This is a genomic window from Pseudoalteromonas rubra (assembly GCF_001482385.1).
Taxonomy (GTDB): domain Bacteria; phylum Pseudomonadota; class Gammaproteobacteria; order Enterobacterales; family Alteromonadaceae; genus Pseudoalteromonas; species Pseudoalteromonas ardens.
In genome coordinates this window covers 1,929,747-1,943,268 of sequence record NZ_CP013611.1, presented here as the reverse complement: position 1 = coordinate 1,943,268, position 13,522 = coordinate 1,929,747, and the positions used below count along the sequence as shown (strand labels likewise).

The 13,522-nt window shown below is 47.2% G+C and carries 13 protein-coding genes; 8 read left to right on the top strand and 5 right to left on the bottom strand.

Annotated features, from left to right (window positions below; all coding sequences use genetic code 11):
• Window positions 1-17: 17 nt before the first annotated feature.
• Entirely contained in the window at window positions 18-320 is a 303-nt protein-coding gene (locus AT705_RS08545) for a hypothetical protein (RefSeq protein WP_058796274.1), read from the bottom strand.
• Window positions 321-525: 205 nt separating this feature from the next.
• Between AT705_RS08545 and AT705_RS08540 the strand changes: the two genes are divergently transcribed.
• On the top strand, window positions 526-1,365 hold the full coding sequence (locus tag AT705_RS08540; protein WP_058796273.1) for a hypothetical protein: 840 nt from the start codon (window positions 526-528) through the stop codon (window positions 1,363-1,365).
• A gap of 88 nt (window positions 1,366-1,453) precedes the next feature.
• On the opposite strand, the gene AT705_RS08535 is transcribed toward AT705_RS08540, so the two are convergent.
• Entirely contained in the window at window positions 1,454-1,714 is a 261-nt protein-coding gene (locus AT705_RS08535) for a hypothetical protein (RefSeq protein ID WP_058796272.1), read from the bottom strand.
• A 184-nt stretch (window positions 1,715-1,898) separates the two neighbouring features.
• Between AT705_RS08535 and AT705_RS08530 the strand changes: the two genes are divergently transcribed.
• Window positions 1,899-2,945, top strand: coding sequence for a fibrinogen-like YCDxxxxGGGW domain-containing protein (locus AT705_RS08530; protein WP_058796271.1), 1,047 nt, complete (start codon window positions 1,899-1,901; stop codon window positions 2,943-2,945).
• Between the two features lie 245 nt (window positions 2,946-3,190).
• Window positions 3,191-3,919 (top strand): hypothetical protein, encoded by a 729-nt coding sequence (locus AT705_RS08525; protein WP_058796270.1) that lies wholly within the window; start codon window positions 3,191-3,193, stop codon window positions 3,917-3,919.
• Between the two features lie 82 nt (window positions 3,920-4,001).
• Here AT705_RS08525 and AT705_RS08520 read toward each other — a convergent pair whose 3' ends face one another.
• Window positions 4,002-5,366: a hypothetical protein gene (locus tag AT705_RS08520; RefSeq protein WP_058796269.1), complete on the bottom strand. Its 1,365-nt coding sequence runs from the start codon at window positions 5,364-5,366 to the stop codon at window positions 4,002-4,004.
• A gap of 248 nt (window positions 5,367-5,614) precedes the next feature.
• Between AT705_RS08520 and AT705_RS08515 the strand changes: the two genes are divergently transcribed.
• On the top strand, window positions 5,615-6,310 hold the full coding sequence (locus tag AT705_RS08515) for a penicillin-insensitive murein endopeptidase (protein ID WP_335339066.1): 696 nt from the start codon (window positions 5,615-5,617) through the stop codon (window positions 6,308-6,310).
• A 38-nt stretch (window positions 6,311-6,348) separates the two neighbouring features.
• Here the strand turns inward: AT705_RS08515 and AT705_RS08510 are convergent, their stop codons facing one another.
• Entirely contained in the window at window positions 6,349-7,998 is a 1,650-nt protein-coding gene (locus AT705_RS08510; protein ID WP_058796268.1) for an alpha/beta fold hydrolase, read from the bottom strand.
• 207 nt (window positions 7,999-8,205) lie between these two features.
• On the opposite strand from AT705_RS08510, the gene AT705_RS08505 reads away from it, so the two are divergent.
• Entirely contained in the window at window positions 8,206-8,670 is a 465-nt protein-coding gene (locus tag AT705_RS08505; protein WP_058796267.1) for a GNAT family N-acetyltransferase, read from the top strand.
• 19 nt (window positions 8,671-8,689) lie between these two features.
• Here AT705_RS08505 and AT705_RS08500 read toward each other — a convergent pair whose 3' ends face one another.
• Window positions 8,690-9,013, bottom strand: coding sequence for a hypothetical protein (locus AT705_RS08500; RefSeq protein ID WP_058796266.1), 324 nt, complete (start codon window positions 9,011-9,013; stop codon window positions 8,690-8,692).
• Between the two features lie 228 nt (window positions 9,014-9,241).
• Between AT705_RS08500 and AT705_RS08495 the strand changes: the two genes are divergently transcribed.
• The 3 genes from AT705_RS08495 (at window position 9,242) to aceE (ending at window position 13,514) form a co-directional block, all read left to right on the top strand.
• Window positions 9,242-9,550, top strand: a complete 309-nt coding sequence (locus AT705_RS08495) for a hypothetical protein (protein ID WP_058796265.1) — start codon at window positions 9,242-9,244, stop codon at window positions 9,548-9,550.
• A gap of 479 nt (window positions 9,551-10,029) precedes the next feature.
• The gene (gene pdhR / locus AT705_RS08490) at window positions 10,030-10,779 is read left to right on the top strand and encodes a pyruvate dehydrogenase complex transcriptional repressor PdhR (protein WP_010384087.1); all 750 of its coding nucleotides are present in this window, start codon (window positions 10,030-10,032) and stop codon (window positions 10,777-10,779) included.
• Window positions 10,780-10,847: 68 nt separating this feature from the next.
• The gene (gene aceE / locus AT705_RS08485) at window positions 10,848-13,514 is read left to right on the top strand and encodes a pyruvate dehydrogenase (acetyl-transferring), homodimeric type (RefSeq protein WP_058796264.1); all 2,667 of its coding nucleotides are present in this window, start codon (window positions 10,848-10,850) and stop codon (window positions 13,512-13,514) included.
• The last annotated feature ends 8 nt before the right edge of the window (window positions 13,515-13,522 follow it).

The window sequence follows — 13,522 nt, the reverse complement described above, 5'->3', positions numbered from 1 at the left end:
ATACAATAGTAGCGTTATCAAGTTAAACAATACAACGTTCTGTAAGGAGAGGTAATTAACCTCTCCTTACTATTTCTAATCAGAGAAACTCCCCCCTGCACTTGATCAACGGCGTCGACAGACGAGCCACCTGAGCCCAGCAAGCCGGCTTGTGCCATGGCGATAACCAGTTTTGCCGAGGCAATGCCCCGATACATACCGCCGCTGACATACGCGTATTTTACGCCATAGTCAGCTCTGAACGAGGTGGCGCCCAGCTGTTGCGCTGAAATGGCTGGAAACTGGTTTGGGCTGGTGTCGCCTGAGAGAGTATGAATCAAGGGTCAATGCCAGAGTATGGTAATTACACTGAACCGTAATACATAATTATGAAAACATAATGGAGAAGCAGGAGGTTGGAGGAGTGGCAGCAGGGTGTACTAGCTTGACAAAATGTAAATGATTTATTTTGCTGTTTGATCCTTTGTTTACCTTTTGTTATCTTTTGAGCTTCGATTTACATCGATTTCAATTAAGGAAAATGTTATGAAATTTATTTTTTATGTGGGCATGACGCTCGTACTACTTTTAAACTCTCTCAATGCTTTATCCAGCGAGGGGTTATACTTCAAAACGAGACAGGGTGAGGAAATCAGGCTGAGCCCATCATACGTTAACGGTGAGCTTGACAGTATCTCCTTTGAAACTTTTTGCTATTCGAACAACGGATATTGTACAACATACGCACATACCAGCGATATAATGGAAGCCTTCGTCGACAGTGTTCTGAACGATAAACTCTACACTTACCGCTATGTGCCCTATGACCCTTGTATGGACCCGCGCAATGGCTGTGTTCCACACGGTGTGGAGCCAGCTGAAAGCGATGTCAGCTCAGCATCCGCATCGCAGCGGGCTGTTGAAGCACCCAGCAGAAACTATCGTCGACAGCGTTCAGAAGCACCACAACAGGAAAAGGGACCTGTAGGGACCATGTTAAACAGTGCCGCGCAGGAATTTGGCACTCAGGCTGTAAGAGCGCTCTCAGAGCATCTTATGAAAAAAAATGGTACATCGACAATTCCTAAGATGCTTGTCCAGGCCTATAAAAAATCTGGTGGTCGAGAGATCCCCTGGACGGTGTGTGAGGTGAAAGAACACGGATGTATCACCGATGAAGACGTGGACATCCTGGTCATTCCACCGAACAAGGTTAAGGTAAAATACAGTGCGGAAGTAAATACAAGGCAGCAACACGAAAGACTTTTTGCATTGGACAACTCATTCCGAAAGTTTTTCGGTAATTCTGATTATGTCTGTACATTCGGTTATACGGGGACGCTTCCTGATCTGCAAAGACAAGTGGTATGTCAGTGGGTACCCTAACTGACGCAATGAATCAGACAGATGACAAAAATCATACAATAGTAGCGTTATTAAATTAAATAATGCAACGTTCTGTAAGGAGAGGTGATTAACCTCCCTTACTATTTCTCATCAGAGAAACTCCCCCCTGCACTTGGTCAACAGCGTCGACAGACAAGCCACCTGAGCCCAGCAAGCCGGCTTGTGCCATGGCGATAACCAGTTTTGCCGAGGAAATGCCCCGATACATGCCGCTGACATACGCGTATTTTACGCCATAGTCAGCTCTGAACGAGGTGGCGCCCAGCTGTTGCGCTGAAATGGCTGGAAACTGGTTTGGGCTGGTGTCGCCTGAGAGAGTATGAATCAATGCCCGAGCATGATAATTACACCGAACCTTAATACATAATTATGAAAACATAATGGAGAAGCAGGAGGTTGGAGGAGTCTAAATTATCGTCACAGGAATAGGGTATTTATCATCATCTAGTCGTATTGAATAGTGAAACAAATGACTTTAAAGTACATTTTCTTTATAAGTTAAGGATTTAACTATGAGCTCTTATCGGACTTTACTATCACTCGCCGTACTTAGCGGCAGCGTTTTTGCTAACCAGTCACCGACACAATTCGAAGGCACCTACTTACTCAATATGGATAACCATCACAATGGTGTACTGCTCAATGAGCTGACCTTTGATTTTACGATGCAGGGGTTTAGCAAACACTTTATCGCTACGACAGAGAACAAAATTCTGTCTGGCTCCACTAGCACGAATGGCACCAGTATTCGTTTTGAAGTGAGCGATCTAGTATCAGGTCAGAGTCAGTATTTCTCTGGCCACCGCGGTGCATCAGGACACTATCAGGGCAGCTGGCACAGTGACGATGGACGCGCGGGGGACTGGGGCATGGCGAATGCGGCTGATGAAGCATTCAGAACCTGTCAACAAATTTTGGATGCCGGTGCAAGTATCGGCGATGGCGTGTATCAGATTGTCGACGATAATGACGAACCGCTCTCTGTGTACTGTGATATGACAACCAATGGGGGTGGTTGGACACTGGTTGGCAGTTACCCAAATACTGAGCCGGGCGGCAAGGCGCGGATCTCAGATTACGGCACAGTCCCCGAAACAAACCATCTGGCACCGACCAAGCTGTGGTTGTATCAGGGCGATTTAGCCCGGTTTGCGGATGCCCGTGAACAAATTGCCTGCCCAGTAGGCACAGGCTGCAATAACAGTAAGAATGCTTTTGCCGACAACCTGACAACGCAAGAGCTGGAGCTGATCCGATATTCATGGGGCTTCCTAGATCGAGGAGATTACATGAAGGAACTGAGAGATATCCCTGGCTGCCGCACTGATTATGATGATGCCAGTACGGCTAAAATTGGCTGTGTGAATCCGGACTATCTGGCCTGGGATGATGATGTGTATCGTAGCAGTTACCAGGTGGGTTGGCAGATTGACTTGTATGGTACCACTCACTGTTGGGTTGCTCGTGGCAGTTATAACTCAGACAGGCTGGGTTCAACGTCCTGTATTTCTCGCGTAGAGCCGAATAACGAAACCTTTGCATTACTCTGGATGCGATAGGCGCGGCGAATATGGGGTGAAGAGGTTTGCCCCATTTTGAAGCAACTCGCAGAATGCGCCTAAACAAATCTGCACCTAATCAGTCATCTTGTTACCTGGAGTTGCACGTAAAAGACTTGCACTTAAGCTTTTGTCTCGTTAACAATCAGATCCTACAGATGCAAAGGTGGGTGGATTAATTCGTGCTCAACTTTTATGCTGTCTGACCGATAAAGAAAAAACACATGTATTAAAAGGATATTTTTATGAAAGTGGATACAAGTGCATTGGCACAGTCACCGCTGCAGCATAATGGGCCAACAGCCCCGAAATCCCCCCCCAAAGATGCTGCAACGAGTACATTGGAACCCGATATTTATCATCGTTCCGGCGAGCAAGATCAAACCCCCACTTACAGTCGTCCTATGGTAATTGGGGAAGGGCGAACGATTGTTGAAACGGCTGAAGAAACCATCAAGAGAACGCTTGATGCCGAGTCTCAGCTTTATCTTGGTGGTGATATGTTTCATGCAGCTGACAAAATGGCTGAGCACTATGATGAAGTTATGGGCATGCTTGAACAGACCGACCCACAGTTAGCAAAGAAAAACTGGGGGTTTTCAGTAGACGAGCAAGGGCTGCTGAAAGTGAGTGGTAATTTGAGTGAGGATGAAATAGCGACGTTAGAAGAAAAGCTCAATAGCAACGACGCACTGGTCAAATATGCCAACGAAGTTAAAGATGCTTTCCTGAAGTATACAGAGATGGAGCGGGGGCCCGGGATCCCTTCCAGTAAGGGATGGGGCAAGTACGATGTGAGTAACGAAAATTTTGCCGATATTATTGATATGAAATCCCTGATGGAAGAAAGAGGGAGCAAAAGGGGGCAGATGCCTAATTTTGGTGAAAAGCTCAGCCTGCTAGATTTTGTTGATAATATGGGGGAGCAGCTTAAGAGCAAAGCGGAAGTCGCTTTTTTGGTGAATAAAGAGTGACTGGTAATAACGCATAACCCCGACAGGGTTATGCGTTGAAGGTTTGGATCTGCCTGACAGAGCAAACCTAAACTTGGCTAAACTAGGATTTAACGCTGGAAACCAGAGTCTGATCACACAAGTGGCCCAGAGTCACCCAAGTATGGTTCGCGCCGCCAATACCAATCTCGTCTATTTTTTGGTCCCCATTACTATCAAAGTTAGTTGGGACTAGGACACGCCAGGCACCGATTTCAATGTCAGAGCGCCAGGTGTTTTTGTATCCAAAGCTGTACTCGGTATGTATGACGTCTTCCACACTAGGAGAACATGGCCCTAAGTCCGTGCTATGTGTGATTCTGCCGTTTTCATCCGTTACCACGGTGTAATCGCGCTCAGAGCTGGGATCATTCAACCTTTTTTGTATCCGCAATGTCGCAGTGGCATTTTTGATTGGGGCCCCCGTCGAGTCATTGATGGTGAGTGACCAGTTGAGCTTGCGGTAAGCCTGAGTTGTCAGGTAGCGAATTGCTGAATGTGGGATCCGGGTAACACCGGCTTCGCCAGTCACGTTGTGATCACTGATCGAGGCAACAAAAGACTGAACTGACAGGGTGTACTGATTGCTTGGGTTGACCGGCAATGCATCATTGGCCTTCACGCGCATGGTGAGCACCTGATTAGGTTGCAGATCAGAGATAGGAATTAACTCATTGGCAGGTAAAGGTACCCAACCGTTGTTGTAGATTTCGAAAATAAACTCATCCGATTTATTATCGGTAAAGTTGAGGATTAAGTCCTGACCATTAACCGCGGTAAACTGGTACAAGTCAATGTCATTCAGGCTGTCCATATTGGCTGTAATGACGTTTTGTCCGGTTGATAGTTGAGTGGCTGTGGTCACCGTATCATTGAACTCGTAGCTGTCCAGTTGTGTTGCTACGGCGGCACCAAAGTTAAAAGCAGAACCATCAGACTCAACTGCTTCAAAGAACCAGTAATAGTGTCCGGGTTCCGTTAAGGCGACAATCACTTCATCATCTATGCCTGGGTTTGCACTGGTACCTACGGCGCTGTAGGTGTTGTCATCATTATGACGCAGCACACTCAGATTGATATTGGATGCACCTGTTTGCCCAACCAAAAGCGCGGTTGTTTTGCTTCGTTCGGTGATTTCAAAGTGATAACAATCGGTATCGCCGGCTTTAAAACCACTTAACGTATACAAGTTACCCGTGCTCAATGTTGGGCAGACCGGGGTAATTGCTGTCGTATTTACTGTCTGGGCTTGAGCTAAGGGGTTAGTCTTGAGCTGGTGAAGGGGCGCTTTTTGAACTGGATGTGTCAGGATATCCGGTGCTGCGAAGCGTTCTACCTTACCTGCCGGGGTTAAATCATGCGAGTTTGCATAGGCTGATGACAGTACACTTAGGGATAAAACAGACACGGCTATTTTAGTTAATTTCATATAATTTTCCTTATTATATTATTGGGTTATCCGTTGTCATAAAAACATAATTTAGACTGGTACTCAATCTGTTTGTTCCTAATTTATTATCAAATTAGCTTGTATGAATCGACAGGATAAAGAGCGCTAATTTATGCTTTTGTACTTCAGTGTTTGCTGTAGTTTGGTAAATAAGGTTCAGACTAAGAGAGCTGAGCAGCCTGTGCTGCTCGTCCATCAGTGTGGGTTCAGGTGGACATCACTAAGTTATGGAAATGAAACTAAGCTATTTATATCTCGTCGCCTCACTTTTACCTCCTGCGTATGCCCGTACCAGTACTTGTTATGGGACAACGGCACATGGCTCGCTGGCTGATGGGATCGAACTGCCTAGGGCTGGCAATAACTTTGTCGGTTATAGCACGCTTGCGCGTCTGGCCGGGCGTACCTATGTGCATTCAGAGGTGTATGAAATTGTGACAGCTTCTTATCAGATGCTGGAAACAATACACCCAGATAAAGTCTATAAGTACGCTGAGACAGGTTTTGCCGACGGTGGGCAATTCAGGCCACACAAAACCCACAGCAATGGTTTATCCGTGGATTTTATGACACCCGTCATCGATGAAGCAGATCAGTCAGTGCACTTACCCACGCATCCATTCAATAAGTTTGGTTATCTTATTGAGTTTGATGAGCATGATCAGTTTGACGGTCTGGAGATAGGTTATGAAGCGATGGCGGCGCATATTGTCGCTTTGCACAAAGAGGCTAAGCGTCGTGGCCACGATCTGTGGCGGGTTATTTTTGATCCTAAATTACAGCTAAACTTGTTCAGTACACAGTATGGGGAATATCTGAAAACCCATATGCAGTTTTCTAAAAAACCGTCCTGGGTTCGTCATGATGAGCACTATCACGTTGATTTTGATGTACCCTGCGAGCCCATGACTGAAACCGGATAGTACGGTTTCAGTCATGGCGTTAATAGCAAATAAATTTATCAGAAATCTATCAGCGGCATAAAGGTGGCGTAGGCCTGCACAAATGCGGCTGGATCAGATTGCTTTAACTGCATGATGTTTGCCTCTGACATGATCTCAGGCTGACCGTCAAAGGCATCTGGAGTACCGAACAGTACATGGCTTGCCATTGCGGAAGCGGTAAAGTTGAGGCCCTGCAAATTCGCGATACAGCCGGTATCCGGTTGGCTCCAGATATCTTCAATAAAATTCTTCATGATCTCTGCGCCACAGGTGCTGGTACTGGCGTCATGGGTCTGGCTGACAAAAAGTACCCCATGATGGGTTTGTGGAAGCTCAACATAACGCTGATTAATGTTAGTAAACGCGTTTTGGATGAGCGACATATAAGTATGTGGTGTTTGCGGGTCTAAATCGCCATTGAGTGCGAGTGTGGGCATGTAATGGTGCATGGGTTGATACACATAGGGGTCAGTGTAGCGATTACCCCAAACCTGTTTGTCCAGGTGTATCCGGTAGTTCATAAAATCCGGGTAACAGGCAATAGCGTCCTGACAATAAGCCAGCTTACTTTGCAAATCACGTTGCACATGATTAATTTCGTTGTTTGTAATGAGCTTTGAGACTACCTGTGAAAAACCGAGCGGGTCTTTTGCCGGGAGTTGCATGATCTGCTTGCCCAGGCCTTTAAAGACAAAATTATGCAGGTTATTCAGTGCCATTACGTCGTCGCTGTTGCAACGATTAAGGCGATGTAGGGTGGGGATCAGTATTTGTTCTACCGAGCGTGACAAGCCGAGGATCGAGAGCATTTGCAGTGCCTGGCGGTCAAAGTCCAGTCCCGGGCAGCTCTGAGTGGTAAAAATGTCATTCAGGCGCAGTCTTAGCTGCGACAGTGAGCTGAAATTTAACCGCGACTGACACCCCGTATCAAGCTGGCAGTAAGCTAACAAATCGTCCAGTGTCGCGTTAAAGTTTTCATCCCACAGGTCATTACCAAATTCGGCTGGTGGCAGCACTGAGTCGAGGATAATGGCCTGAGCACCGGTTGGGGCAACCTGGCTGAATCTTTGTGCCCACAGCGTGCCGTAAGAGACACCATACACATAACTGGGTTGCCAGTCTCGCACCTTACTTTTGCCGATCACATAATCCAGGTCCCGCGCCGCTGCTGTGGTATTAAACTCAAACAGGCCGTCTCCCCATTGCTGATGGAGATCATCAAAACAGGTTTGGGCATACTGAGCATAATCGGCGTCAAGCGGATTGCTGCAGGCCAGATGAGTAGACCAGCCAACGCCGCGATGTTCCAGCACGTATAAATCATAGTGCTCGGTAAAAGGTGCCAAGGTGGTGCCCAGTTGTTTTGCAAAAAAGCTGCCTGAGCCACCAGGTCCGCCTTGTAACAGCCATATCTGCCCCTTGCTGGTGCCTGATTTAGCCGGGTATTTAGAGACCAGCACAGAGATTTTTTTATCGTCGGGTGCCTGCCAGTTGAGAGGCACGTCGGCCAGCGTACAGGTGTTTTTGCCATCTGCGGATTGAAACTGCGTCGGGCACTCGCCCCAGTTAAAATCCAGATAGCGGTTAAAGTCAGATTGGGTCAACTCAGCGGCCTGACTGGTACTGGCCAGGGTGAGCATGGTGAGTGTGAAAAACGAGGTTTTCATGTTATTCCTTTACCTTGTTGTTAATTTTTTGTTTTGATGTTTTACATTAGCTCATATCCATTTTGTTGTGTATCGTTTTTTACCTGAAAAAGGTTCATTTTGGTATATGAAGTAAATGTACAGGAAGTAATCATCACAATTGCATCCGTTGTCTGTTACCGTTACAAAGGAGTACCATGTGCCGACTCATTAAATAAGGAAGTTACATTGCTCTGTACAGAAATCAGTACCTCACAAGTCCCCCAGGCTTTGTTACTTGAAGCGGATCCCTCGGAGCATAACATTCGTCAGTATATGCGGGATGCTTGGTGCTATGTTGTCAAAGCAGAGAGTCAAATTGTGGCGGCCTGCGTAGTTGGATCAAAAAACGTACCGTGTGTTGAGATTTTTAATGTGTCTGTGCTTCCAGCATTCCAGCAGCAAGGGATTGGGACTAAATTGCTGAAATATGTGCTGGCAGGGCTTGTTGAGAAACAGGCTATTCGGGTAGAGCTGAGTACGGGGGCATTTGGTTATCAGTTAACCTACTATCAGCGTTTAGGGTTTAGAGTGGGTAGTGTGGTTAAGGACCATTTTGTGCGTCATTACGCTGAGCCGATAATTGAAGACGGCATTCAACATAAGGACGCACTGAGACTCTATATCAATCTGGGCGACAGTGATGGGGTGTAAAACCCCCATCAGCTTGGGCTTAATATACCCAGATACTGTGAATTCTCGGGTGTCTGTTATTTTGACCTGAGCAACCGCTTACCCAAAAACGGACCTTCTTTCCCGCAAATTTAGCAGCCAGTAAGGTTGCGTGCATAGCGCTGTAGTTAGGGTGAGAAGGGACGATTGCATAGTACTCTGGATTTGAGCAGCCATCCGGGTTTCCCGTAATGTTGCTGCCGTGAACCATAGTCCAGCTGTTATTTACATAGATAGTTTGAATCTCGCCGAGACTGGTTTGCGCACCTGCATACACCTGACCAGAAAGAAGTAGCGTACATGCTGCTGTTAATAGCTTTTTCATTGTATTTCCTTTGTTATTAGCTTCGGGACGGACTCTATCACACACAGCGCTATACAGGTATTGCTTTGTGCCAGTTATTAGAGATAACGATTTATACAACCTAAAAGCTCAAGTTTTTGATATGTAAGTGGTTTAATTTATTTTTGTTGATTTAACAGGCACGGTTCAGTATAGTCGCGGTGCACATAATAACGTGGTGCACACTGTAACAAACAAGGAAATCTAATAATGAAAAATATAGTTTTAGTACTCGCACTTCTCTTCTTATCTGTGACTGGTTTTAAAGCACAGGCCAATAGCTACGTAGATACCTACCCAAAAGTGACCAAAGTATATGTTAACTCGGGCGGCCTTGCTTTGATCCGTATTGAGTCCCATGATAACTGGCTTGAACTGGGTAAAGTAGGTGATGCGAAGACGGATGCATGGGTTGCTATTGCACTGGCTGCGGCTCTGTCCGGGAAAAAAACCTGGATCCGTTATTATCCGAGCACATCCGGTTATCCCAGAGTGTCCGTTTTGAGCATTAGTGCTTAGCCAAATAACGCACTGGCTGCTGAAAATGTCAGCTTGCCAGTGCCTCATCCTTCTGGCGTTCTGATAGTTTACGCCTTCCTCACGCTGATCCTGTTCATAACCTGATAGCGTCTTCCTTTACTTGCATAGCCTTACACGTTTGTCACCCGGGTAAGTTTGACGTAACCCCATGATTGGTTTTTCTATCTGGTCTGACCATTTTATTTTCCTTTTTTAAATCATCTAACTTGTATAAAGTTTAGACACTTTGCGAGGGCTTTTCTGTATTACTTTTAGCCGCAAAGCGCCGAATTTTGACAGTTGCGCTTGATTTTGATAACGTAGTGCACAAATTTGGTATGACCAATTTACCTTTAGGGTTGGGCTTACCGGATCTGTTTAAGTAAAGAGTGAGCTGGATCAGCGCCTTGCCTGAGTTTTGACGGGCAGAGCAAGTACAGCTGGCTTGGGGTTTCACCAATAAACTCGGCGTTTAATCAATGTCTTTAAAGATAAAAGCAGCGAAACTATCAGATGTGATTCTGGAACAACTGGAAAACATGATCCTCGAAGGGTCGTTGATGCCAGGTGAAAAGCTGCCGCCGGAGCGTGAGCTGGCCAAGCAATTTGAAGTGTCGCGGCCATCACTGCGCGAGGCAATTCAAAAGCTTGAAGCAAAAGGGCTGGTTACCCGACGTCAGGGTGGCGGTACTTATGTGAAAAATCAGCTTGAGGAAGGTCTGACTGATCCCTTATTTGAGTTGATCAGTAAACATCCCGAGTCACAATTTGATTTACTGGAGTTTCGTCATGCCCTGGAGGGCATTGCAGCTTATTATGCAGCCATGCGTGGCACACAAACCGATCTCGATAAAGTGGAACAGAGCTTTGATGACATTGCCAGTGTTGGTGATGATCTGGTGCAAAAAGCCAGAGCCATCAACACTTTCCATTTTACCGTAGCAGAAGCATCACACAACGTGGTGTTGCTGCATCTGATGCGTGGTATGCAATCTTTACTGGAACAAAATGTATTGCAGAACTTAACCGTGCTGGTGCAAAAGCCAGATGCCAGTGAACAGCTTGCTCATCATCGCGAAGTGTTAAAAAACGCGGTGATCGAAGGTAAGCCTGAGCAGGCACGACTGGCCAGTAACGCACACTTAGCCTTTATCGAAGAGGCGTTGCTGGAAGCAGGACGAGAGCGGTCGCGTATTGAGCGCAGTTTGCGTCGCACTAAAGCGCAGTAATAGATAAACAGAGCCATAAGCTAACGCTATAGAATAAATTCGTATTTTAAACATAAGGAACACTCCATATGTCTGAAGTCAATAAATTTGACGTAGACGCGCTAGAAACCCAAGAGTGGTTGCAGGCGCTTGAGTCGGTTGTAAAAGAAGAAGGCGTAGAGCGCGCGCAATTCCTGCTTGAGCAGGTACTTGAGCAGGCGCGTCTGGATGGCGTTGATATGCCAACTGGCATTACGACCAACTATGTCAACACTATCCCGGCAGATCAGGAACCTGCCTATCCGGGGGATGTGAATCTGGAGCGTCGTATTCGCTCTATCATCCGCTGGAATGCGATCATGATCGTACTGCGCGCTTCCAAGAAAGATCTGGAGCTGGGCGGGCATATGGCGTCGTACCAGTCGTCAGCTGCATTTTATGAAATGTGTTTCAACCATTTCTTCCGTGCGCCAAATGAAAAAGACGGTGGCGACCTGGTTTACTATCAGGGTCACATTTCACCAGGTATCTATGCCCGTGCATTCGTTGAAGGTCGTCTGAGCGCTGAGCAGCTGGACAACTTCCGTCAGGAAGTAGACGGTAAAGGTCTGTCTTCTTACCCGCACCCTAAACTGATGCCTGAATTCTGGCAATTCCCGACCGTATCTATGGGTCTGGGTCCAATCGCGTCTATTTATCAGGCTCGTTTCCTGAAATACCTTGATGGTCGTGGTCTGAAAGACACTGCCGAGCAGCGTGTTTACGCCTTCCTGGGCGACGGTGAAATGGATGAGCCGGAATCTCGTGGTGCGATCTCTTTCGCGGCCCGTGAGAAGCTGGATAACCTGTGTTACCTGATCAACTGTAACCTACAGCGCCTGGATGGCCCGGTAATGGGTAATGGTAAAATCATCCAGGAACTGGAAGGTCTGTTCAAAGGTGCTGGCTGGAACGTCATCAAAGTGGTATGGGGTTCAGGCTGGGACAAGCTACTGGCAAAAGACACTACAGGTAAGCTACTACAGCTGATGAACGAAACCATCGATGGTGACTACCAGACGTATAAAGCTAAAGATGGGGCGTATGTACGTGAGCACTTCTTCGGTCGTTATCCGGAGACTGCGGCACTGGTTGCTGATATGACAGACGAAGAGATCTTCGCGCTGAAGCGCGGTGGTCATGAGCCTTCTAAACTGTTTGCTGCATTCAAAGCGGCACAAGACACCAAAGGTCGTCCGACGGTGATCCTGGCCAAGACTGTAAAAGGTTACGGCATGGGTGAAGCGGCGGAAGGTAAAAACATCGCCCACCAGGTGAAGAAAATGGACATGACGCACGTTGAGCACCTGCGTTCTCGTCTGGGCCTGGAAGATCTGGTATCTGACGAGCAAATCAAAGACTTGCCTTACCTGACACTGGAAGCAGGGTCTGCAGAGTACGAATACCTGCACGCACGTCGTAAATCACTGCATGGTTACACGCCACAGCGTTTGCCTAACTTCACAGAAGCACTGACGCTGCCAGAGCTGGATGCATTCAAGCCGCTGCTTGAAGAGCAAAAGCGTGATATCTCAACCACCATGGCCTATGTCCGTGCGTTGAATATTCTGCTGAAAGACAAAGGCGTAGGCAAAAACATCGTGCCTATTATTGCCGACGAAGCGCGTACTTTCGGTATGGAAGGCCTGTTCCGTCAGATTGGTATTTACAACCCGCACGGTCAGAACTACACACCTCAGGATCGCGACATCGTTTCTTACTACAAAGAAGCCACGTCTGGTCAGGTACTGCAAGAAGGTATCAACGAGCTGGGTGCAATGTCTTCATGGGTGGCTGCTGCAACGTCTTACAGCACCAATGACCTGCCAATGATCCCGTTCTACATCTACTACTCTATGTTCGGTTTCCAACGTGTTGGCGACATGGCGTGGATGGCGGGTGACCAACAGGCACGTGGTTTCCTGTTAGGTGCGACTGCAGGTCGTACAACGCTCAACGGTGAAGGTCTGCAGCACGAAGATGGTCACTCGCACATTCAGGCAGGTACTATCCCTAACTGTATTTCTTACGACCCGACATTTGCATTTGAAGTTGCTGTTATTCTGCAAGACGGTATCCGTCGTATGTACGGCCCGGAGCAGGAAAACATCTTCTACTACCTGACACTGATGAACGAAAACTACCATCAGCCTGCAATGCCTGAAGGTGCTGAAGACGGTATCCGTAAAGGTATCTACAAGCTGGAAAGCTATGCAGGCGATAAAGCGCAGGTACAGCTGATGGGTTCAGGTACCATCCTGAACGAAGTACGTAAAGCCGCACAGATCCTGAGCGACGATTACGGCATTGCTTCAGACGTATTCTCTGTGACGTCATTCAACGAGCTGGCACGTGACGGTCAGGACGCTGAGCGTTTCAACATGCTGAACCCAGATGCAGAGCAAAAAGTACCTTATATCGCAACGGTATTGAGCGACGCACCAGCAATTGCGGCCACTGACTACATGAAGAGCTATGCCGATCAGGTACGTGCTTTCATGCCAAGCGAATCATACAAAGTGCTGGGCACCGACGGTTACGGTCGTTCAGACAGCCGTGAAAACCTGCGTCGTCACTTTGAAGTGAATGCAGGCTATGTGGTCGTTGCTGCACTGAGCGAGCTGGTCAAACAAGGCAAAGTTGAGAAATCAGTAGTAACAGACGCTATCAAGAAATTTGATATCGACACAACCAAAACCAACCCACTTTACGCATAAGAGGCTAA